The organism is Caryophanon latum (assembly GCF_001700325.1).
Taxonomy (GTDB): domain Bacteria; phylum Bacillota; class Bacilli; order Bacillales_A; family Planococcaceae; genus Caryophanon; species Caryophanon latum.
In genome coordinates, this window is record NZ_MATO01000001.1 from 36,789 (window position 1) to 57,507 (window position 20,719).

A 20,719-nucleotide genomic window follows, 5' to 3' on the forward strand; every position below is an offset into this window, starting at 1 on the left:
GATTCCTCTAAAAATTTAAAGGGCTATTTCACCGCTCGAATAAAAATTCGCTCGCTGTCGTCTGACGGTGCTTCGTTTGACCAATCGGCTGTCACCGAAATGTGTTTGTAGCCGAGCTCCGTTAGCCACGCGACGTATTGTGCAACGTCGTACGTACGCTGATAGTGCTCCTCGTCAAAGCGCTCGAACAAATCATCTTCGGTGCGCACGAAAAACGTAATGTTTGATGCGACCGCGTGCGGCTCATCAGTCGGCTCTGTATGCCAGACGTACGTAATGTCACCATCATCGTACGTAAACGGTCCGTCTAAAAAGATGTCGTCTGTTTTAAACGTGCTGTGCACATCGAATAACAGCTGACCACCTTCACGCAATGCATCGTAAATGCGCGCAAACGTTTGTTTCACTGCTTCTGTCTCACGCACGTAGTTGATCGAATCAATTGGAATAACGGCTACGTCAATATCGCTAAAGCCGTCTAACTCGTCCATCGACATCGCATATAGTGGAATGTGTAAACCGATCGCACTAAAACGCTCCTGTGCAACCGCAAGCATATCCTCTGATAAGTCGATGCCTGCTACGTCATAGCCAGCTTGTGCAAACATTGCGGCAAGAACGCCTGTACCACAGCCAATATCGAGTAACTTTTTGTGCGTTTCACACGGCGCAAGCTGCATGACCCATTCAACGTACTCATCATACGGAATGTCGGTCATCAGCTCATCATACACATGCGCAAAACGCTCATAGCTACGCATATTAGTTCGCTGGAGCGTCTACGTGTAATTGCGGAGCATCTCCCCATAGGCGCTCTAAATTATAATATGCACGCTCATCTTTATGGAATACGTGTGCAACAACGTCACCCATATCCACTAAAACCCAACGTGATGACTCTAAACCTTCTACGCGTTTTACGTCGATGCCTTCTTCACGTGCTTTTTCAACCATTTCACGTGCGATCGCTTCTACTTGACGTTCTGAGTTACCTTCACAAATTACGAAATAATCCGCAAGTAATGAAATGCCTTGCATGTTCAGTACAACGATATCCTCCGCACGTTTATCATCTGCTGCTTGATATACTACATTTACTAAGTTTGACATTGATTAATTCCTTTCTGACGACATCATGTCGTTATAGCATTCAATTGATTGAGGAAATACCGCAATCCCGCTTGAAATTAAGTGAATGAGTGCATGCTTCACACACGCTTCAAATACTTCATTTAGTCCATCATACATCATTTGACGTAAATCATCGACTCCGGGGAATTGGCGGTTCGGCTCAAGCATATCCGCTACATATATAATTTTCTCTAAATGGCTCATATTCGCGCGTCCCGTTGTATGATAGCGCATCGCATTTAATACGTCCTCATGCGTCACGTCCAACTCATGCTCAGCAATCCATGCGCCAACTGGACCGTGTAGCAACTCACTGCCCCAACCAATTAAACGCGCGTCTAAGCCGTAGTCACGCACAATTTGCTCCATCCACGCAACGTTCGCATATTTGGCGACGTCGTGTAAAATCGCAGCAGTCTCAGCATGCGCTACGTTTTGTCCGTAATGCGCCGCGAGCTTTTTCGCCGTCTCCTCTACACCGAGCGTATGAATGTAGCGCTTATTTGGCATGCGCTCTTTCACATATGCTAAATACTCAATTCGCTCCATACAATCGTTCCTTTCGAATATAAGCTTCTACCTGTTTTGGTAATAAATAATTTACGGTGTAACCTTTTGCTAAACGTTCGCGTAAAAGAGTGGACGACACATCGATTTGTGGCGTTTGTAGCAGTGTCACCGCATACGTGGACACACCTTGACTACCAGGGCGCAGTATGCCAACGAACGTCACGAGCTGCATAAGCGCATCAATTTCTTTCCATGTGTGCAACGTATCGATTGAATCGCCGCCAATGATGAAATAAAACGCAGTATGTGGCTCACGAGACGTTAACGCTCGCATCGTATCAATTGTATACGACGTGCCTCCACGCTCGATTTCATAAGGCTCAATCGTAAATGCTGCCTCTTCATCGATCAAGCATTGCAGCAAATCAAGCCGCTGTGCATCACGTGGCATGTAGTTTACTTGCTTATGTGGTGGAATCGCATTTGGCATAAAGCGTACCTCATCAAGTGATAACGCATGCAGCGCCTCGTTTGCCATCAGTAAATGCCCAACATGCGGCGGATTAAATGTACCACCTAAAATGCCGACCTTTTTCACGAGTGCCTCGACTCCTTTTTACTTCGCTGCTTTTGGTAACACGATTTTTTTGTTTTCGCGTGACTCTTTATATAATACAACTGTTAAGCCGATTAATTGAACGAGCTCTGCACGCGCACCTGTTGCTAACGCTTTTGCTACGTCATTTTTATCCTCTTCACAGTTGTCTAAAATACGTACTTTAATTAATTCGCGCGCTTCTAATACGTCACGAATACTTTTGATCATTTCACCATTTACGCCGCCTTTACCTACTTGAAAAATCGGTGTTAAATGATGTGCTTCTGCGCGTAAAAAACGCTTTTGTTTACCTGTTAACATTTATTTAGTTCCTCCTAATTGCTCCATTAAACGGGCAATCATTGCATTTGTATTTGGTGTTTTTTGTAGCCAATGCTCATACGCAATGGCACCTTGATGCACGAACATGCCAACACCTGTGACGATGCGCGCGCCTTGTTGCTGTGCTGCTGCTAAAAACGGCGTAATGAGTGGGTTGTATACGATATCCGCAACGATTGCATCTGCTTTTAAGTTCGTTAGTGGAAACGGCATGCTAAATGCATCGTTTAACCCTGCTGACGTCGTTTGCACTAAAATATCATAGTCCGCTAAGCGTTCGCCTGCTTGCTGTAAGCTAATTGCATCGCCTGTACCTATCTCACTCACAATTGCCTCTGCCTTTTCAACCGTACGATTCGCAACGGTCATATTTGTGTAACCTGATGCTTGTAGCGCAAACGCAATACCGCGCGCTGCTCCACCTGCTCCGATAACGAGAACGCGGTCTGCTTTTTGCTTCGAGCCAATTGCTTCCTCTAATGAACGTACAAAACCTAAGCCATCTGTATTATACCCTTTTAGCGTACCATCTGCTTGACGAACGACAGTGTTTACCGCACCCATCTTTTTCGCCTGCTCATCTAGCTCATCTAAATATGGGATAATCGTTTCTTTATGCGGAATTGTAACGTTCCAGCCGCTCGTGCCAAGAAGCTTCATCGACTGCACCGCTTGCCCAAGCTGCTCTGGTGCAACGTGAATTGGCACGTACGCTGCGTCCTCTCCCATATCCTCATACCAAAAATGATGCATTTCTGGTGACTTTGAATGTTTAATTGGATCCCCGATTACTGCAAACCATTTCTTCATCAAAAAAACAACCTCAGCTCTCTACAAATAGTCAAATGTGAAAATGATGCTTTTTCATCGCTCTCAGCTAATTATTTAAATTAGTGACGGACGGATAAATACTTCTACCCCTTTAGGTGCATATGCGGCAATGACAACGTTCGCGTGCTGCACTGTAATCCAACCTAAGCCTGAAAATACGACGTCTGTTTTTGCTTCTTTAATTGAAAACTCGTGACGCACAAGTGGTGGTAATTTCTCAATATGCTCCGCTGTTGGTGGTGCAAGCAGCTCCCCGCGGTGGTTCGCATATAAATCATCTGCCTTTTCTAACTTCGTACGGTGGATTGGTAAGTCATTTGCGATATGCACCGTAAATGCTGAACGCTCACCTTGAATGAAGTCAAAGCGGGCAAGTGCGCCGACAAATAACGTTTGCCCTGCGTTTTGCTGATACACTTTTGGCTTAATTTCTTTTTTCGGCATAATGTATTTTAATTCTGATGCATCTAAATAATGCGCCATTTGATGATGGTTAATGATGCCTGGTGTATCAAATAACGCCGAGCCATCATCTAGCGGAATGCCGATCATATCAAGCGTTGTTCCTGGGAAGTGAGATGTCGTAATGACTTCACCTTCACCTGTTGCTTGCTTAATAATGCGGTTAATGAACGTTGATTTCCCAACGTTCGTACAGCCTACTACGTAAACATCTTTCTTTTTGCGATAGTCCTCAATCGCTTCAATCACTTCAGCCATGCCGATCCCTTTATGCGCTGACACGAGCTTCACGTCAATTGCGTTTAAGCCAAGTGCTTTCGCTTCACGACGTAACCAATTGATTACTTTATTGTGCTTCACTGATTTCGGTAATAAATCGACTTTGTTTGCGACAAGCAGCACTGGATTTTTTCCGACAAAGCGGTGTAATCCTGGTAACCAGCTGCCGTTAAAGTCAAAAATGTCTACGATTTTCACGATTAAGCCGTCCTGCTCACCTAAACCATTTAAAATGCGTAAAAAGTCGTCATCCGTTAAGCTTACTGGTTGAATTTCGTTATAGTTTTTTAAACGAAAACAACGCTGACAAATAATAACTTCCTTTTCTAAAGATGATGCCGGTGCATAGCCTACAGCGGTTTTATCCTCTGTTTGAATCGCTACGCCGCACCCGACACATTGTAATGCTTCACTCATGCTTCGTCCTCCCAAGTTCGTATTCCTTTTCGTTGTAAATCATTAAAGACGCGACGTTCCACAAAGCGGTTAAAACGTGTAACAAAGCCGTCTGACTGCGCCACTGGACGCACTAAAAACGTATAGAGCTTTAAGCGCTTGCCACCCATCACGTCCGTTAATAGCTGATCGCCTACCATCGCCACTTCCTCAGGGCGTAATTTTAATCGTACGAGCGCACGGTAATACGCGCCGCCGAGCGGTTTACGCGCTTTAAAAATATATGGAATGCCAATCGGTTCGGCAAAATGCTTTACACGCGCTTCGTTATTGTTTGACGCGATAATAATACGGATGCCCGCTTCCTTCATTTGCAAAAGCCACGTTTGTAGCTCCTCTGTTGCATTAGGACGGTCCCATTCTACTAACGTATTGTCTAAGTCTGTAATAATACCGCGAATCCCTAAAGCCGCAAGCTTCTCCGGTGTAATCGCAAAAATATTATTGACATATTCATTTGGCAATAAAAAATTGTACACTGTGTAGCCACCTTTTTCGATGATAGTTGTTCGCAAAATATACGACATGTCATGTATTGAGTAGCTGTTCATTCGTCTGCTTATGAACGTTGCTTTCCACGTCGAGGCAGGCTTTCCGCGGGCGTGGGGGCGAACACGATGTTTGTTCTGAAGGCAGTGCCACATGGACGTGGCGCTTACTGTCTTCCTTGAGCCTCCTCGCTCCGCTGTGGGGTCTCAAGGCTCACGCTATTCCCGCTGGAGTCCGCCTCTCGTTCCAAGCAACATACGTACGTGATGCTTAAAAAACTCACTACGAAGATTTCACTAATCAACACATTTTATACGACACAATAAAATGAATTCACGCACAACACGTGAATTCATGTAAACGTCTGTTGAAATTAACTAAACTATTATAACACATTTGCAAACGATGTACCCATTTGAATCATCGCTCCTTGCGTCACATTTTCGTTAAATTGCACCGTTTCCTGTTCAAACAGCATGACAACAGTCGAACCAAATGTGAAATAACCGACTTCCTCGCCACGACGCCACACATCAGTCGTGTTCGTTAGCGCAATTGAATTGACAAACATCGCTCCAACTTTAATGAATTCCATATGCATACCGCCTGCCATTTCAAGCTGCGTCACCATGCGATAATTATGCGATAGCGGCTTCTTTCCGTACGTTAAACCCATTTGATTAACTGGATAGGAATGCTGACCGAGCACATACTGACGCACGACACGCGCATCGACTGGGCTATGCATACGATGATAATCAGCTGGGCTTAAATAAAAGACGATGTACTGACCGTTTTTATATGCTGCTGCACGCTCCTGACTGCCGAGTAAATGCTCAAGCAAATACGGCTTGCCCTTTACCGTAAACGTCATCCCGTTTGTAATAGCTCCGAACGATTCGATTTTTGCATCAACCGGACTCGTCAATACATTGCCTTTTGCGACTACGCGACTACCACTCACAAGTGTACGCGTAAAAAAATCATGTAACGACGTAAATTCGTCCAATGATTTTGAAACTTCTTGTACGTTAATGTCGTATACTTTACTATAAGATGGTATGAAATACTTGCTAATTGGTGACTGCACAACACGCTTTAACAAAGCAGATGACCATCTTTTATTCGTTAACTCTATGCAGTTTTGAAAAATTTTCTCAATCATAAATATGCCTCGCTTAAATTCGACCTTACATTTTCGCGCAGTTCGAAGTATAATAAAAAAATATATGTGCTCTTTTCATTTAAACATGTCTAACTTTAGAACACAATGCACATCTGAATTGTTTTTTGATTGTGAGCAGCGCAAATTTGGACTTATTCTACGCCATATTCTAAAAGGAGTGTTTCCCCATGTTTATTCTACATATGGTGGATACCACGGTTAAAAAATTAAAATCGCAAGCTGCAAATATTTTAACAATCGCAAATATGTCGTTCGGGGGCGCCTCAGTTATGGCAACGCTCGAAGGCTACTATAGCTATGCGGTCTTATTTATTTTTATTGCAGCGTTACTTGACCGCTATGACGGAAAAGTTGCTCGTAAGCTTCAACAAGAGTCCGAGCTTGGTAAGCAGCTCGATTCGATGAGTGATGTCATCTCATTCGGTGTCGCACCAGCTCTTTTAATGTACGAAGCAGTGCTTCAAGATTTTAGCACAGCGGGTATGTTCATGACCGTGTTATATATCGTTTGCGGCGCTTTACGTTTAGCACGCTTTAATGTATCTGAAGCGAACGGTTACTTTACAGGTCTTCCGATTACAGCCGCTGGATCTTTACTAACATTTACATTTTTCTTCATTCAAGTAGCAAGCCCGGTGTTTTATATGTTTTTAACGCCGATCTTGGCGATTTTAATGATTAGTACGTTTACAATGAAAAAAGTGTAATCTGCGCGAGGCAGATTACACTTTTTTTATTGATTACGATATCTATTGATCGGCCGTGCGCGTTATACAGCTCGCGTTGTCTCTGCGATTACTCGAGACAGAAAAAACATGTGCTCCTGCGATTGCTCGTCGCACATAAATTTCTGAAGCTGTGCCACTACAATTTCACTGTATAAAGATGGCGTATCAACACGCTTAATTTTTACAGCATTTCAATCACTTTTAACACAACTTGTGTTGAATGCTTCGCTGCTACTGGTAAAAACTCATCAAAGCTAATGTTTGACTGCTTGCCCGCAATGTCCGATAATGCGCGAATGACAACGAATGGTGTACCAAATTGGTAACATACTTGTGCAACAGCTGCTGCTTCCATTTCTACAGCCTTCATTGTAGGGAACTGACTGCGCACTAGTTCAACGCGCTCTGGGTCGCTCATAAATACGTCACCTGAGCAAATTAAGCCTACACCGTATTCATGTTCACCAACCGCTTCTACTGCGTCTTTTGCTACTTGAATTAATTTTGTGTCTGATTTAAACGCAGCTGGCATTTGCGGTACTTGACCGATTTCATAGCCAAATACACGCGCATCAACGTCATGATGACGCACTTCATCCGAAATGACGATTGCCCCAACTTTTAACGTCGGGTCATAGCCGCCTGCTGATCCCGTGTTAATGACAACAGTTGGCTTGAAACGATCTAGTAAAATCGCCGTTGACATCGATGCACTTACTTTACCGATGCCACTTTTCATTAACACAACGTCTTGCCCTTCATGCGTGCCTGTTGTATATTCCGTACCTGCTATTTTTTCTGTTTGTACGTTTTGTAACGCTTCACGTAATAATTGTACTTCTTCTTCCATTGCACCAATTACCGCAATTTTCATATTGGTTCCTCCTTGAAAAAGAAGCCTGCAACCGCAAGCTTCTTTCCTCTTTTATTACATGTGTTATCGACATGTATTATTGAATTTTAATAATTTCGACTTCCATATCGCCACCTGGAGTTGCGATTTTTACTTTGTCGCCTACTTTTTTACCTAGTAAGCCTTTTGCGATTGGTGAGTCATTTGAAATTTTACCTTCAAGTGGATCCGCCTCTGCTGACCCAACGATTGTGTATTCTTCCTCGTCATCTTCACCGATTTCGATAAACGTAACAGTTTTACCGATCGTTACGTCTTCGCTTGATTTTTTCGCCGCTGTTACAATTACTGTGTTTAATAACTCTTGTACTTTATCTGCATACCATTTTTCAAGCTTTACTTTTTCTTCTAATAAAAGCGCTTCTTCTTTTGCATTGTTTGCTTTTGCTGCTTCTACGCCTTCTACATACTCTACTACTTTCGCTTGGGCTTCTTCTAACTGCACTTCTAACTTCGCCTTTTCCTCTACAGAAATTGTATCATCAATAATTTCTACAAAGCGTAGCATCGTATTAATTGTTGCGATGCGTCCTTCTAAAATCGATTGCTCTTCCTTCGCTGCATGGTACTCAGCGTTTTCCGATAAATCGCCTAGCTCGCGTGCTTCTTTAATGCGTGCAACGATTTCAGGACGGTTAATTTTAATTAACTGCTCCATTTCACGCTCTTTTTCTAATTTCCCTAGAATTGTCATAGGGTATGTTTTTTCGTTAGACAACTTCATTCACTCCTTAAAATTTTGCGCTTATATTAAAGCGATTACAAAATAGAAAAACTCGACCATACAGAGAATTTTCTCTAAATGGTCGATTTTGTATAAGCATTTATATAGCGTCAATTGTAATGTATAAAGGAAAATATTTCAATAGTTCTTTAGATGAACCGCTGTTCATACTTTCCCTATCATATTACATAACATGTCATCATTCAACAATTGTTTTAATTTTCGTAATAAGTAGGTCGATTGCTACTTCATTGTCGCCGCCCTCTGGAATGATGACGTGCGCATGACGCTTCGTCGGCTCGATAAATAAGTTATGCATCGGGCGCACCGCTGATAAATATTGCTCAATGACCGAATCTGCTGTACGACCACGCTCTTTAATGTCGCGCTGAATACGACGAATAATGCGTAAATCCGCATCTGTATCGACGAAAATTTTAATGTCCATTAAATCGCGTAAACGCGCATCCTCTAATACTAAAATACCTTCGACGATAATTACGTCTACTGGCTCTACTGGAATGACTTCGGCCGCACGCGTATGATGCACGTAATCGTACACCGGCTTTTCAATTGCTTGGCGCTTTAGTAACGTGTTAATGTGCTCGATCAATAAATCATTATCAAACGCAAAAGGATGATCGTAGTTCGTTTTCAGACGCTCTTCAAACGTTAAATGCGCCTGGTCTTTATAATAATAATCTTGCTCAATAATTACGACTGAATGGTCCTTAAACACTTCAGAAATAGCACGTGTTACACTCGTTTTCCCTGAACAAGAGCCACCTGCAATGCCAATTACGACTGGACGCTTTGTCATCATTTTTTTAGCTCCTTACGCATCATGTTGTTTGGATATACTGGCTGCTCTACTTTAAAGCGCACTGTTGATAATGGGTGACGCGCTGCATCTAAACTTTCGCCTTGCTCGTTAAAAATGTCGCCAACCGTCATTTGGAAGCTCGTAATTTCTGGACCGAAAAACTCGATCGTATCGCCTGGGCGGAAGAAGTTACGTTGCTGTAATGTTACCATTTGTGTGTCTGCATCGTAATCAAGCACAAGTCCTGCGAAGTCCCATGCCGCATTTTTCGTGCGTGCCGCTTCTGCACCGAACATTTGCTGCTCATGCCCTGGCTCGTCTAGGAAGAACGATGACGCTGTTTCGCGGTTCGCACAGCGGTCTAACTCTTCTAACCACTCACGCTTAATTTTGAAGTTTTCTGGATCTGCACAATATGCATCGATGACTTTACGGTATACCGAAATAACAGTTGCTACGTAATGAATCGACTTCATGCGCCCTTCTACTTTTAACGAATCAATCCCTAGCTCAATCATATGCGGAATCGATTCAATTAATTTTAAATCTTTCGGGCTCATCGCAAACGGTGCGTCCGTCTCGCCAAATAACGCTACTTCTTCGCCGCCATTTTCTTCATATAAGTCGTAATCCCAACGACATGATTGACAGCACCCACCACGGTTTGAATCACGCGCTGTCATATGGTTTGATAATACGCATCGACCAGAGTAAGCGATACACATTGCACCGTGCACGAACGCCTCGATTTCAATGTCCACTTCCTCTTTCATTTTGCGCATTTCCTCGCCACCTACTTCACGTGCAAGCACGACGCGGTGTAACCCTTCGCTCTTCCAATACTTTACCGCTTTCCAGTTCGATAACGACTGCTGCGTTGATAAATGAATTTCAAGCTTCGGCGCGACGTTGCGACACGTTTCGATAATGAGTGGGTCCGCTACAATAATGCCGCGCACGCCTGCTCCTTCGATTGCCTGTAAATACTCCTCTAAGCCGTCCATATTTTCGTTATGCGCGAAAATGTTCGTCGTGACATAAATAACAGCGCCGTACTTGTTCGCAAACTCGACTCCTTCACGCATTTCGTCAATCGTGAAGTTGCCTGCATTTGAACGAAGACCAAACTCTTGACCACCGATAAATACTGCGTCTGCGCCGTAATGTACAGCGACTTTTAATTTTTCTAAACTACCTGCAGGAGCCAATAACTCTGGCTTTTTCGTAATGACCGTCTTGCCATCGACTACGCTGCGAATTTTTTCGTTTTGAATTAATTGTAACATCGTCGTGTTCCCCCCTCGCCTTAGTACACCGTTTCTTTAAAAATAAACCCTGTGTCTAACGGGCGTAATGCTGGCTGAATTGCCTCAATTTGCGCTAATAAGTCGTCCTTTATGTCCTCGTATGCGTCTTCACCTTCATCAAAGTACGCATCGATTGCTTGACGGTAAAGGTTTGTCACTTTCACTGTGTAGTCAAAGTCTTGTAGCACCGCATCGAATTTTAACGAATCGATGCCTGCTTCAAATAGCTCGCCAAGTTCGTCAATAATGCAAATGTCGTTCGGTGAGAAAATGTGCGTGCCGTTTACATCTTCATAAATTGGGTATTTGTTTTTACGCTCTTTGTCGTGTAAAAACATGTTGCGATTTTGCTTGCGGTTTTCAACTTCCATCACTTCATCGCGGAATAAGAAGTAGTTGCCAAGCAATGAACGCTTCGACTGGAACATACATGTCATGCCGTGTACTTGCACTTCAATTTCCACTTTCGCGTTTTCTTTACATTCGATTACTTCATCAAGTGATAGCTCGCGCGCTAATACAGCACGTGTTGCGCCGCGCTCCCCCCAGTAGTTTGCTTGGAACCAGTTCGTCGCGATCGTTTCTGGGCTCCAATGTAGCGGAATCGTAATGCCTAGTTCACGTACAGCTACAACGACTGCTGGATCACCGAATAATAACGCGTCCACACCGATTTGTTGCATGTGCTGTAAATAAACGTCTAGTGCATCTAAACGGTCGTTATGGAAAATCGCATTTACTGCGACGTATACTTTTTTCCCTGCTGCGTGAATAAGCGCTGTCGCTTCACGTACTTCGTCTACTGTAAAGTCTCCTGCTAAACGTAGACCGAACTGCTGCTCTCCAATGACAAATGCGTCTGCACCTGCTTCAATTAATGCTTTTACATGCTCCACTGATTGTGGTGTTACTAATAATTCTGGTTTTGTCACGTTGCTCACCTCTTTAAACAAATTAAAATGCCATCTCCAATGGGGAAGAATGCTGATGTGTACTCCTCATGGCTTAAAATCCAATCTGAAAACGTCTTTAAGTTCCGAATCATCGTACGTTTTCTGCGCGGTACGTCTTTAATATCTAAATCCGATAATCCGTGCATGTACATGTTGTCGATATATAAAATACCACCACTTGGTACGAGCGGCGAATACTTTTCAAAAAACTTTTGGTATTGTCCTTTTGCCGCGTCGATAAAAATCGCATCGTATTGCGGTAGTAGCTCTGCGTTATCAACTTCAAGCGCATCGCCTTCAATGACGCGAATTTGCGATGCGACGTCTGAGCGCGAAATAAAGTGACGCGCTTTGTCGACGCGAGCTATGTCGCGCTCAATTGTCGTAATGTGCGTATTCGGTAACGCTTCTGCCATACGAATTGCCGAGTAGCCAATTGCTGTACCAATTTCTAAAATGCTTGTTGGCTGCTGAATACGTAGTAGCTGTGCTAACGCCTCAATGCCCGCTAGCTGCATAATCGGTACGTGGTGTTCATCTGCATAACGCTCCATCTCGAGTAAAAGCTCACTTCGCTCATGAATAAACGTCGCAATATAGTGATCCGATAATTCCATGTTGCCTTCTCCTTACTTTGTTGAAGAGTCAGTATACAAACGGCTATGCTCGTTCATTAGAAACGCCGCACTTCATCAACAGTCGCGCATAAGTGATCGCTTACAGGGCGAAATGCTTACGTGGATTATTGCTCGGCTCGTCGTTCAAAATGGACGTTTACACAGAAAAAAGGAGAGCAGCACTCGCGCCCACCTTCTACGTATTTTTGCTCATTCAACATTCGTTAAACATCAAAAAATCACAATCTATAATAACATGAAAATTGGAGGAAAGCGAATGTTCTTTCCTCCAATCGATCGTTCTTTTAATTGTATTGTGTGTTAATGTACTTCGCTACGTTTGCTTGATGCTCTGCGTATGTCTCTGCGAAGTGGTTTTTGCCATCTTTATCCGCTAAGAAATATAAGTAGCTCGTTTTCGACGGGCTTAATGCCGCTTCAAATGATGTCGCCCCTGCTGTTGCAATCGGCCCTGGTGGCAGCCCTGCATTTTGATACGTGTTATACGGGTCTTGTACTTCTAAATCTTTGTATAGCACGCGGTCTTTGTGCTCCCCTAGCGCATATAGCACAGTCGGGTCCGTTTGTAGCGGCATCGGCTCTGCTAAACGGTTAAAGAATACCGATGCAATCGTCGCGCGGTCTGTCGTGCCTGTCGCTTCTTTTTCAAGCAGTGACGAGAACGTTAAAAATTTATGCGGTGTGTTAATCCATTTGTTTGCTGCAATCGCATCTTGATACTGCACGACATATTTATTTGTCTCCTCGATCATTTGCTCAATGATCAGCGTTAACGGTGGGTTTTCCTCGAAGTAAGGATATGTCGCTGGGTATAAATAGCCTTCTAGCGGATATTTTACGTTTTCTGCAAGCATTTCCTCTGGGTTAATAAGCGTCGGGAATTTCGCTGCAAGCTCTTGAATGTATGATGGGTCGTTTACTTTTGCTAAAAACGCTGCTGCTGTATGCGTAGTTTTCTCTTCAACGCGCACTGCAATTTGCTCAAGTGTCCAGCCTTCATTGTATGTGACAGTAAACACTGGTTCGCGGTAAACGGTACCTGTTTTTAAGCTTTCAATCAACTCGTCTAACGTCATCGATTTCATTAGCTCATACTCACCTGCTTGGAACTGCGATTCATTTTTAAACTTCGCATAGTATTTAAACACTTTCGCATTTTGCACAAGTCCATTTTCCTGTAAAATGTTCGCAATCGTCGTCACACCTGAGCCAAGCGGTACTTCGATTTTGACGATTTCCTCTGATGTTTCGTCCACTGGCTCAAGCGCGCTCGTGACGAATATGTACGCGTAAATCCCTAAGCCGAGTACAATTGCAAATAAAATCCCTGTAATGATGAGGAATATTTTGCGCATTTTTTTTCTTTCTGCTGCACGCTGTTCGATTTTTTCGAGCATGCGCTGTTTTTTCTCTGGATCCATCACAAAACGACCCCTCCTAGTTATTTCTCTAAATAATGATACAAGATTATGCTATGCGTGACAAACAAAACTGTATTGTTTTTACGAGCTGTTCGCTCCATGCACATTTCCTATTTCATCATCATAGCAAAAAGGACTATGCTTTAGCCTTTTGACGTTAGCACAGCCCTTTATGTTCATTAAATTTTTTTGACGAACTCTGATTTTAAGCCCATTGCACCGAAGCCATCGATTTTGCAGTCGATGTCATGACCATCTGTTGCATCCGGCACTAAGCGAATGTTTTTCACTTTCGTTCCTTGCTTCACGGCACTTGAACTACCTTTTACTTTTAAATCTTTAATAACCGTTACTGTATCGCCGTCTTGCAGCACGTTGCCGTTTGCGTCTTTAATCACAACGACTTCTTCTACTTCGCCAGCTGTTGGCCATTCGTGTGCGCACTCTGGACATACGTAGTTCACGCCATCTTCATACGTGTAAGATGAATTACATTTTGGACAATTTGGATACATTTCTCTCGCTCCTTTAGTTTTGACCTTGCAGCATTTGTAGTACTGTTTCAACAAATGCCCACTCGTCGTTTGATTCAATCGGTAATAAGTCGATTACTTCGCCTTGTGCGCCTGCAACGTACGCTGAAGCGAACACTTCTGTTACGATACCGTTTTCGTCTAAGTCGCCGTAAAATAAATAATCTTTATTCGTTTCTGGATGTTGGAAGCGGTGTAAAATTTGATATTCTACGTCGTCGCCTTCTGCATTCGTTACGGTAATGAAGTTTTGTTGGTCTTGTGAAAACTCGTCAACTAACGTGTTCATCACTTCTTCAACCATCGCCCACTCTTCGTCCGTTTCGATGTCTTCAAAGTCTGACACTTCGCCCGCGTCGTTTAACACGTAGCGCAGCGCTGATAGTTGTCCTGAGTCGTCGCCGTCCATCGTAAATAATACGTATGAGCGCTCCTCTGCGTCAAATGTAAACACAACGCGACATGTAACAGCCTCGCCTGCTTCGTTTTGGATTGTAAATGTTTGCTCTTCCATATGAATCGCTCCTTTATATTTACAGAAAAAGAGGAGAAGACAAATTGCCTCCTCCTGTTTTTCATTTGTTATTGAAACGAAAATTACTTCACTTGACCTTTATTTGGTTGGTCATCTTCGTCTTCTTCGTCTTCTAACGCGTTAATTTGGTCTTCTAATTCTTCCATTTTTGACTCAACGAATTCCCACTCTTCATCTGTTTCAATTGGGAAAATGTCGCCGCCTTCACCTGTTTCATCTTCTACGTAAGAATATGCGTGAATTTCTACACAGCCATCTTCGTCTTCTTCTGCACCTACTTCAGAAATGAATACGTATGATTTGCCTGTTTCTTCGTTTTTGAATGTTTCAAGTACTTCGAATAACGTTTCGTTACCTTCTGCGTCTACTAATGTAATATGACGCTCTTGTTGTTCTGTCATGTGAGTTCCTCTTTTCATCGTTAAATTTAAAAATTACAAAAGCTCTTCGCTATCGAAGCAAGCTTACTGCGGGCGTCCGCCTCTTGCTTCGAGCCAAACGACTCGATCGTTACATTTGCATTTTTATCATAACATTAATTTTTGCTATCTAAATAGCCTTGTAAAATCATAACTGCCGCCATTTTGTCAATGACTTGCTTACGCTTTTTACGGCTAACATCTGCATCAATGAGCATACGTTCTGCCGCCATCGTTGTCAAGCGTTCGTCCCACAATTTCACAGGTAGCCCGAAACGTTCCTCTAGCATCGCCTTATAATGCTCCGATGCTTCACCGCGCGGACCGATTGAGTTGTTCATGTTTTTCGGGTAACCAACGACAATTTCTGTCACTGTATATTCTTTAATGAGCTCGGCTAAACGATCTAAACCAAATACTTGCTCATCTTCGTTAATTTTCACCGTTTCAATGCCTTGTGCTGTCCACCCAAGCGCGTCGCTAATTGCCACTCCGACTGTGCGTGAACCAACGTCTAATCCCATAATTCTCATTTCGTATCCTCGTTATGCTTCATATAAAATTTTACGAGTTCCTCTAATATTTCATCACGTTCTAGTTTTCGAATTAAATTACGAGCATCCTGATGACGAGGAATGTATGCCGGATCGCCAGATAATAAATAACCTACAATTTGATTAATTGGGTTATAGCCTTTCTCCTCTAAAGAGGCATGCACCTTCAACATTACTTGCTTCACTTCCTGCTCCATCGATTCGTCTGAAAAACTGAACTTCATCGTGTGATCGAATGAATCCATACCCAGCACCTCGCTTTCAGAAATAAAGAGATGCAAAAAGCGCATCTCCTTTTTTCTCAGTATACATGATTTCACAAGTAGTATAAATGAATTTGTCTTAATTCATTTTCCTTCTCGCCCTTCGCATCGAGGCTCGCTTTCCGCATGCGCGGCTCAAACCCCGTTATCGCGAACAATTGCGAAGTATTCATTGTCGCTAACATTCGCCTTTTACTACGAGCAATTAGCTACCGAACAACGATTAAGCAAACACTGGTAACTCGTATACAGATGCTAATGCTGCTTCTAGCTTGTCTGCATCTTTTGCACCAGCCATCGCCATATCTGGACGACCGCCGCCTTTACCGCCACATTGCTCTGCTACGTGCTTCACGATGTTACCAGCATGGTAGTCACTACCAGCGATGTCTTTCGTTACACCTGCACAAAGCATGACTTTGTCGCCGTCTGTTGCGCCAAGTACGATGACTGCTTTATCCATTTTCGATTTTAAGTCGTCCATCATTTGACGTAATTGATTGTTATCTTTTGCATCGACAACTGTTGAAAGCACCGTTACATCACCGAATTTTTTCGCTGCATCTAATACAGCGCCAGCTTGAGCGTTCGCCATTTTTTGTGATAACGAATCGTTTTCACGCTGCAATTCTTTGTAGTCTGCTTGAAGCGATGCGACGCGTGTTGCAACGTCTTTTGGATTTGCTTTTAATAACGCTGCTGCTTCTGCTAACACCGCTTCTTCTTCCTTGATCGCCTCATACGCCGCTTTACCTGTTACCGCCTCGATACGTCGTGTACCTGCACCGATACCGCCTTCAGAAACGATTTTGAACATGCCGATTTCAGATGAGCGTGATACGTGTAAACCACCGCAAAGCTCGATTGAATAATCAGATACAGCAACGACGCGTACAACATCGCCGTATTTCTCGCCGAATAATGCCATTGCGCCCATCGCTTTTGCTGAATCGATATCCATTTCTTGAATGACCACTTCGATATCTGCCCAAATTTGCTCGTTTACCGCACGCTCCACTTGTGCAAGCTCTTCTTTCGTTGCTGCGCCGAAGTGAGAGAAGTCAAAGCGTAAACGGTCTGGACCTACGTAAGAACCTGCTTGTGCTACGTGGTCACCTAAAACATCTTTTAATGCGCGGTGCATTAAGTGTGTCGCTGTATGGTTCTTTAAAATGTATTTACGTTTCTCTTCGTCAACTTTTGCTACTGCTGCGTCGCCTACGTTCATTTCACCAGACTCGATCACAACTGTATGAAGTGGTTGACCGTTTGGCGCTTTTTGTACGTCTTTAACGATCGCTTTAAACGTATCTGCTTCGATGACACCTGTATCGGCAATTTGTCCACCCATTTCTGCGTAGAACGGTGTTTCACTTAAAATAACTAACGCTTCTTCGCCTTCAGAAGCTTTGTTTGTCTCTTGACCGTTGACAACGATTGCCGCAACTGTCGTTTTTTCTTCATATGCATCGTAAATGAACGTAGAGCTTTGCGTTAAATTTGATAACACTTCGCTTTGCACTTGCATTGAGTCAACGTCTGCACGAGCGTTACGAGCACGCTCACGTTGTTCGTTCATCGATACTTCAAAGCCTGCATGGTCAACTGTCATGCCCGCTTCTTCTGCGTATTCCTCTGTTAATTCAACAGGGAAGCCGTACGTATCGTATAGCTTGAATGCGATTTCGCCTGGAATAACAAGCTCATTTTTCGCTTTTTGCGCTTCGATTACATCTGATAAAATCGATAAGCCGCCGTCAAGTGTTTCGTGGAAGCGATCCTCTTCGTTTTTAATAACGCGCGCGATAAACTCTGCTTTTTCTGTTACTTCTGGGTAGAAGTCTTGCATAATTGCGCCGACTGTTGGCACAAGTTTGTACATAAACGGCTTGTCGATACCGATTTGTTTTGCGTAACGTACAGCACGACGTAATAAACGACGTAATACGTAGCCACGACCTTCGTTTGATGGTAATGCGCCGTCACCGATTGCGAACGCCACGGTACGAATGTGGTCTGCGATTACTTTAAATGGTGTGTTAATGTCTTCAGCTGAGCCGAAAATTTCTTTTAAGTCTACTTCGTGTGGACGTTTGTACGTACGGTTTGCGAACTGTTCTACGTTTTCAATAATTGGCATGAACAAGTCTGTATCGAAGTTCGTTGGCACGTTTTGGACAACCGATACGATACGCTCTAAGCCCATCCCTGTATCGATGTTCTGCTTCGGTAGTGGTGTGTACGTATGGTCTGGGTTATGGTTAAACTGAGAGAATACAAGGTTCCAAATTTCTAAGTAACGCTCATTCTCACCACCTGGGTACATTTCTTCCTCTGGTGCACCGAATCCGTACACTTCACCGCGGTCATAGAAAATTTCAGAGTTCGGACCAGATGGACCTTCACCGATATCCCAGAAGTTCCCTTCGATACGAATTAAACGCTCTTCCGGAATGCCGATTTCGTTTGCCCATACGTTATACGCTTCTTCGTCTTCTGGGTGTAACGTAATTGATAATTTTTCTTTTTCAAAGCCCATCCATTTTGGGTCTGTTAAAAACTCCCATGCATAATGAATTGATTCTTTTTTGAAGTAATCACCGATCGAGAAGTTCCCAAGCATTTCAAAGAACGTATGGTGACGCGCTGTTTTCCCTACGTTTTCAATATCGTTTGTACGAATTGATTTTTGTGCGTTCGTAATACGTGGGTTGTCTGGAATGATACGTCCGTCAAAGTATGGCTTTAACGTCGCAACGCCTGAGTTGATCCATAGTAATGATGGGTCGTTAATTGGCACAAGTGGCGCTGATGGTTCAAGGTGATGCCCTTTTTCTTTAAAAAACTCTAAATAAAGGCGACGAATGTCTGTAGCTTTCATAATGGAAATTCCTCCTAATAATAATGTTTGAATACGTGCGCATAAAAAAAGCCCCCATCCCCAAAAAAGGGACGAGGACTGTTCGCTCGTGGTACCACCCTAGTTCACATAAATACATTGATTTATGCATCTCTAGCACTTTAACGCAGTGAACGGCAGGAATTAGCTGCACTCAGGAGTAGCGGTTCGGTTTACTTGTGTGGAAGCTCTTACAGCCAAAGGAACTTCTTTCTAGTCATCACGTATGTAAACGTACTGTCTCCGTCAACGTATTCATTATTCAGTATAAAGTAAATTATATGAATGAAATGCGCTTCTGTCAATGTGGAAGCGGGCGTTTTATAGCGTAAATTTGCGCGTACGTACAAATTTACGCGTCCATTTCGTCAATTGACTTACGATCACGACTGTTGCATACAAAAAAGCTGTCCAAGCAAACGCTTGAACAGCTCCTTCTATTACATAAACATACCAGCAATTGCCGCACTCAACAGTGAAGCGAGCGTACCTGCTATAACTGCTTTCACAGCTAAGCTTGCAATGACGGATCGACGCTCTGGTGCCATCGAGCCTAAACCACCGATTAAAATCGCCATCGAGCTTAAGTTCGCAAAGCCACATAGCGCAAACGAAATAATCATCGCTGTTTTATCCGATAAGCTCGGAATTTCTGGACCGAAGTTTGAGTACGCTACAAATTCATTTAACACTAATTTTTGACCGATAAATGAGCCTGCACGAACTGCTTCTTCCCACGGTACACCGATGATAAATGCAATCGGCGCAAATACGTAACCTAAAATACCTTCTATTGTAACGCCTTCTACACCGAACAAGCCGAACGCACCGCCAAGCAAGCCGTTTAGTAGCGCGATGAGGGCAATGAACGCAAGCAGCATCCCACCGACGTTTAACGCAAGCTGTAGGCCGTCTCCAGCACCTCGAGCTGCCGCGTCAATAACGTTCGTTGACGACGTGTCTTTTTCCATTTTGAAGTTTGATGAATCCACTTGCTCTGTTTCTGGCAATAATAATTTTGCCATTACTAACCCAGCTGGTGCAGCCATAAAGCTTGCTGCAATTAAATATTCAAGCGGCACACCCATTAATGAGTAGCCGACAAGCACTGAACCGGATACAGATGCTAAGCCACCTGTCATAACGGCAAACAATTCCGAGCGCGTCATTTTCCCTAAAAACGGACGAATAACTAACGGCGCTTCGGTTTGCCCGACGAAAATGTTTGCCGCCGCATTCACTGATTCCGCCTGGCTCGTACCTAATAGCTTCGATAAAATGCCGCCGATGAATTTAATAATGATTTGCATAATGCCTAAATAATACAGCACAGAAATAAGTGACGAGAAGAAAATGATAATCGTCAACACATTAATCGCAAACACGAAACCGACTGACTCGCTGCTCGCTAAGCCACCGAATACGAAAGCGATCCCTTCATTTGCATAGCTAATTAAATTTTGTACTGCATCTGATACAGCCATTAACGCTTTACGTCCTTGCTCCCACTCTAATACGATAAATGCAAACGTTAGCTGCACGGCTAAGCCTGCTAAAATTGTGCGCCATTTAATACTTGAACGTGCGCTTGATAATAAGTAACCGATTACAGTAATCGCTAAAATGCCGGCGATCCCCCATAAAATATTCATACTACACCTTCTCCGTTTAATTTTAAAATTGCATACGTATAACATTTCGTTGTTTGATGTAAGAAGTCATACA

General features: G+C 43.3%; 24 protein-coding genes and 1 pseudogene. 1 reads left to right on the top strand and 24 read right to left on the bottom strand.

From position 1 onward, the window contains the following. Positions 1 to 23: 23 nt before the first annotated feature. The 9 genes from A6K76_RS00165 to A6K76_RS00205 form a co-directional block, all read right to left on the bottom strand. A complete protein-coding gene (locus A6K76_RS00165) occupies positions 24 to 761 on the bottom strand; it encodes a class I SAM-dependent DNA methyltransferase (protein ID WP_066460941.1) in 738 nt (245 codons plus the stop codon). Between the two features lies 1 nt (position 762). Next, positions 763 to 1,110 (bottom strand): ribosome silencing factor, encoded by a 348-nt coding sequence (gene rsfS, locus A6K76_RS00170; protein WP_066460942.1) that lies wholly within the window; start codon positions 1,108 to 1,110, stop codon positions 763 to 765. Positions 1,111 to 1,113: 3 nt separating this feature from the next. Further along, complete coding sequence (gene yqeK / locus A6K76_RS00175) at positions 1,114 to 1,680, bottom strand: bis(5'-nucleosyl)-tetraphosphatase (symmetrical) YqeK (RefSeq protein ID WP_066460944.1); 567 nt, start codon at positions 1,678 to 1,680, stop codon at positions 1,114 to 1,116. After that, positions 1,667 to 2,239 (bottom strand): nicotinate-nucleotide adenylyltransferase, encoded by a 573-nt coding sequence (locus A6K76_RS00180; protein WP_066460945.1) that lies wholly within the window; start codon positions 2,237 to 2,239, stop codon positions 1,667 to 1,669. The genes yqeK and A6K76_RS00180 overlap by 14 nt, the downstream gene beginning before the upstream one ends. 18 nt (positions 2,240 to 2,257) lie before the next feature. Further along, the gene (gene yhbY, locus A6K76_RS00185; protein WP_066460946.1) at positions 2,258 to 2,560 is read right to left on the bottom strand and encodes a ribosome assembly RNA-binding protein YhbY; all 303 of its coding nucleotides are present in this window, start codon (positions 2,558 to 2,560) and stop codon (positions 2,258 to 2,260) included. After that, positions 2,561 to 3,391, bottom strand: coding sequence for a shikimate dehydrogenase (aroE, locus tag A6K76_RS00190; protein ID WP_066460948.1), 831 nt, complete (start codon positions 3,389 to 3,391; stop codon positions 2,561 to 2,563). Positions 3,392 to 3,466: 75 nt separating this feature from the next. Beyond that, positions 3,467 to 4,570 carry a ribosome biogenesis GTPase YqeH gene (gene yqeH, locus A6K76_RS00195; protein WP_066460950.1) on the bottom strand — a complete coding sequence of 368 codons (1,104 nt, stop codon included), beginning with the start codon at positions 4,568 to 4,570 and terminating at the stop codon, positions 3,467 to 3,469. Beyond that, positions 4,567 to 5,088 carry a YqeG family HAD IIIA-type phosphatase gene (locus A6K76_RS00200; protein WP_066460951.1) on the bottom strand — a complete coding sequence of 174 codons (522 nt, stop codon included), beginning with the start codon at positions 5,086 to 5,088 and terminating at the stop codon, positions 4,567 to 4,569. Before A6K76_RS00200 ends, yqeH begins: the two co-directional genes overlap by 4 nt. Before the next feature lie 395 nt (positions 5,089 to 5,483). Next, a complete protein-coding gene (locus tag A6K76_RS00205; RefSeq protein WP_066460952.1) occupies positions 5,484 to 6,263 on the bottom strand; it encodes a phosphatidylserine decarboxylase in 780 nt (259 codons plus the stop codon). Positions 6,264 to 6,451: 188 nt separating this feature from the next. Here A6K76_RS00205 and pssA point away from each other — a divergent pair, with 188 nt between their 5' ends. Then, positions 6,452 to 6,991, top strand: coding sequence for a CDP-diacylglycerol--serine O-phosphatidyltransferase (gene pssA / locus A6K76_RS00210; protein WP_066460953.1), 540 nt, complete (start codon positions 6,452 to 6,454; stop codon positions 6,989 to 6,991). Positions 6,992 to 7,193: 202 nt separating this feature from the next. On the opposite strand, the gene mtnN is transcribed toward pssA, so the two are convergent. From mtnN to A6K76_RS00280, 15 genes and pseudogenes are all read right to left on the bottom strand, one after another. After that, the gene (gene mtnN, locus A6K76_RS00215; RefSeq protein ID WP_066460956.1) at positions 7,194 to 7,886 is read right to left on the bottom strand and encodes a 5'-methylthioadenosine/S-adenosylhomocysteine nucleosidase; all 693 of its coding nucleotides are present in this window, start codon (positions 7,884 to 7,886) and stop codon (positions 7,194 to 7,196) included. A 76-nt stretch (positions 7,887 to 7,962) separates the two neighbouring features. Next, positions 7,963 to 8,433, bottom strand: a complete 471-nt coding sequence (locus A6K76_RS00220) for a GreA/GreB family elongation factor (RefSeq protein ID WP_066461079.1) — start codon at positions 8,431 to 8,433, stop codon at positions 7,963 to 7,965. Further along, positions 8,425 to 8,649, bottom strand: a pseudogene (locus A6K76_RS17245) (GreA/GreB family elongation factor); the annotation flags it as partial. The gene A6K76_RS00220 and the pseudogene A6K76_RS17245, both read right to left, overlap by 9 nt. Positions 8,650 to 8,848: 199 nt before the next feature. Continuing rightward, positions 8,849 to 9,472 carry a uridine kinase gene (gene udk, locus A6K76_RS00225; protein ID WP_066460958.1) on the bottom strand — a complete coding sequence of 208 codons (624 nt, stop codon included), beginning with the start codon at positions 9,470 to 9,472 and terminating at the stop codon, positions 8,849 to 8,851. Further along, a complete protein-coding gene (locus tag A6K76_RS00230; RefSeq protein WP_066460961.1) occupies positions 9,469 to 10,758 on the bottom strand; it encodes a peptidase U32 family protein in 1,290 nt (429 codons plus the stop codon). Before A6K76_RS00230 ends, udk begins: the two co-directional genes overlap by 4 nt. A gap of 20 nt (positions 10,759 to 10,778) precedes the next feature. Further along, entirely contained in the window at positions 10,779 to 11,711 is a 933-nt protein-coding gene (locus A6K76_RS00235; protein ID WP_066460962.1) for a peptidase U32 family protein, read from the bottom strand. Between the two features lie 5 nt (positions 11,712 to 11,716). Next, positions 11,717 to 12,349: an O-methyltransferase gene (locus tag A6K76_RS00240; RefSeq protein WP_066460963.1), complete on the bottom strand. Its 633-nt coding sequence runs from the start codon at positions 12,347 to 12,349 to the stop codon at positions 11,717 to 11,719. A 305-nt stretch (positions 12,350 to 12,654) separates the two neighbouring features. After that, positions 12,655 to 13,791 (bottom strand): endolytic transglycosylase MltG, encoded by a 1,137-nt coding sequence (gene mltG / locus A6K76_RS00245; protein ID WP_211271711.1) that lies wholly within the window; start codon positions 13,789 to 13,791, stop codon positions 12,655 to 12,657. Positions 13,792 to 13,970: 179 nt separating this feature from the next. After that, complete coding sequence (locus A6K76_RS00250; protein ID WP_066460966.1) at positions 13,971 to 14,306, bottom strand: zinc ribbon domain-containing protein YjdM; 336 nt, start codon at positions 14,304 to 14,306, stop codon at positions 13,971 to 13,973. 13 nt (positions 14,307 to 14,319) lie between these two features. Then, positions 14,320 to 14,838, bottom strand: coding sequence for a DUF1292 domain-containing protein (locus A6K76_RS00255; protein ID WP_066460967.1), 519 nt, complete (start codon positions 14,836 to 14,838; stop codon positions 14,320 to 14,322). An 83-nt stretch (positions 14,839 to 14,921) separates the two neighbouring features. After that, a complete protein-coding gene (locus tag A6K76_RS00260; protein ID WP_066460968.1) occupies positions 14,922 to 15,260 on the bottom strand; it encodes a DUF1292 domain-containing protein in 339 nt (112 codons plus the stop codon). 134 nt (positions 15,261 to 15,394) lie between these two features. Beyond that, complete coding sequence (ruvX, locus tag A6K76_RS00265) at positions 15,395 to 15,811, bottom strand: Holliday junction resolvase RuvX (protein ID WP_066460970.1); 417 nt, start codon at positions 15,809 to 15,811, stop codon at positions 15,395 to 15,397. Then, complete coding sequence (locus A6K76_RS00270; protein ID WP_066461081.1) at positions 15,808 to 16,077, bottom strand: IreB family regulatory phosphoprotein; 270 nt, start codon at positions 16,075 to 16,077, stop codon at positions 15,808 to 15,810. Before A6K76_RS00270 ends, ruvX begins: the two co-directional genes overlap by 4 nt. Positions 16,078 to 16,318: 241 nt before the next feature. Further along, the gene (gene alaS, locus A6K76_RS00275) at positions 16,319 to 18,976 is read right to left on the bottom strand and encodes an alanine--tRNA ligase (RefSeq protein WP_066460972.1); all 2,658 of its coding nucleotides are present in this window, start codon (positions 18,974 to 18,976) and stop codon (positions 16,319 to 16,321) included. Between the two features lie 458 nt (positions 18,977 to 19,434). Continuing rightward, a complete protein-coding gene (locus A6K76_RS00280) occupies positions 19,435 to 20,646 on the bottom strand; it encodes a NupC/NupG family nucleoside CNT transporter (RefSeq protein ID WP_066460974.1) in 1,212 nt (403 codons plus the stop codon). Positions 20,647 to 20,719: the final 73 nt, after the last annotated feature.

Excerpts from the sequence above, each read along its gene's own strand:
- A6K76_RS00165 (WP_066460941.1), bottom strand. The coding sequence starts at position 761 with ATGCGTAGCTATGAGCGTTTTGCGCATGTGTATGATGAGCTGATGACC.
- rsfS (WP_066460942.1), bottom strand. The coding sequence starts at position 1,110 with ATGTCAAACTTAGTAAATGTAGTATATCAAGCAGCAGATGATAAACGT.
- yqeK (WP_066460944.1), bottom strand. The coding sequence starts at position 1,680 with ATGGAGCGAATTGAGTATTTAGCATATGTGAAAGAGCGCATGCCAAAT.
- yhbY (WP_066460946.1), bottom strand. The coding sequence starts at position 2,560 with ATGTTAACAGGTAAACAAAAGCGTTTTTTACGCGCAGAAGCACATCAT.
- aroE (WP_066460948.1), bottom strand. The coding sequence starts at position 3,391 with ATGAAGAAATGGTTTGCAGTAATCGGGGATCCAATTAAACATTCAAAG.
- yqeH (WP_066460950.1), bottom strand. The coding sequence starts at position 4,570 with ATGAGTGAAGCATTACAATGTGTCGGGTGCGGCGTAGCGATTCAAACA.
- A6K76_RS00205 (WP_066460952.1), bottom strand. The coding sequence starts at position 6,263 with ATGATTGAGAAAATTTTTCAAAACTGCATAGAGTTAACGAATAAAAGA.
- pssA (WP_066460953.1), top strand. The coding sequence starts at position 6,452 with ATGTTTATTCTACATATGGTGGATACCACGGTTAAAAAATTAAAATCG.
- mtnN (WP_066460956.1), bottom strand. The coding sequence starts at position 7,886 with ATGAAAATTGCGGTAATTGGTGCAATGGAAGAAGAAGTACAATTATTA.
- A6K76_RS00220 (WP_066461079.1), bottom strand. The coding sequence starts at position 8,433 with ATGCTACGCTTTGTAGAAATTATTGATGATACAATTTCTGTAGAGGAA.
- udk (WP_066460958.1), bottom strand. The coding sequence starts at position 9,472 with ATGATGACAAAGCGTCCAGTCGTAATTGGCATTGCAGGTGGCTCTTGT.
- A6K76_RS00230 (WP_066460961.1), bottom strand. The coding sequence starts at position 10,758 with ATGTTACAATTAATTCAAAACGAAAAAATTCGCAGCGTAGTCGATGGC.
- A6K76_RS00240 (WP_066460963.1), bottom strand. The coding sequence starts at position 12,349 with ATGGAATTATCGGATCACTATATTGCGACGTTTATTCATGAGCGAAGT.
- mltG (WP_211271711.1), bottom strand. The coding sequence starts at position 13,791 with ATGGATCCAGAGAAAAAACAGCGCATGCTCGAAAAAATCGAACAGCGT.
- A6K76_RS00250 (WP_066460966.1), bottom strand. The coding sequence starts at position 14,306 with ATGTATCCAAATTGTCCAAAATGTAATTCATCTTACACGTATGAAGAT.
- A6K76_RS00255 (WP_066460967.1), bottom strand. The coding sequence starts at position 14,838 with ATGGAAGAGCAAACATTTACAATCCAAAACGAAGCAGGCGAGGCTGTT.
- A6K76_RS00260 (WP_066460968.1), bottom strand. The coding sequence starts at position 15,260 with ATGACAGAACAACAAGAGCGTCATATTACATTAGTAGACGCAGAAGGT.
- ruvX (WP_066460970.1), bottom strand. The coding sequence starts at position 15,811 with ATGAGAATTATGGGATTAGACGTTGGTTCACGCACAGTCGGAGTGGCA.
- A6K76_RS00270 (WP_066461081.1), bottom strand. The coding sequence starts at position 16,077 with ATGGATTCATTCGATCACACGATGAAGTTCAGTTTTTCAGACGAATCG.
- alaS (WP_066460972.1), bottom strand. The coding sequence starts at position 18,976 with ATGAAAGCTACAGACATTCGTCGCCTTTATTTAGAGTTTTTTAAAGAA.
- A6K76_RS00280 (WP_066460974.1), bottom strand. The coding sequence starts at position 20,646 with ATGAATATTTTATGGGGGATCGCCGGCATTTTAGCGATTACTGTAATC.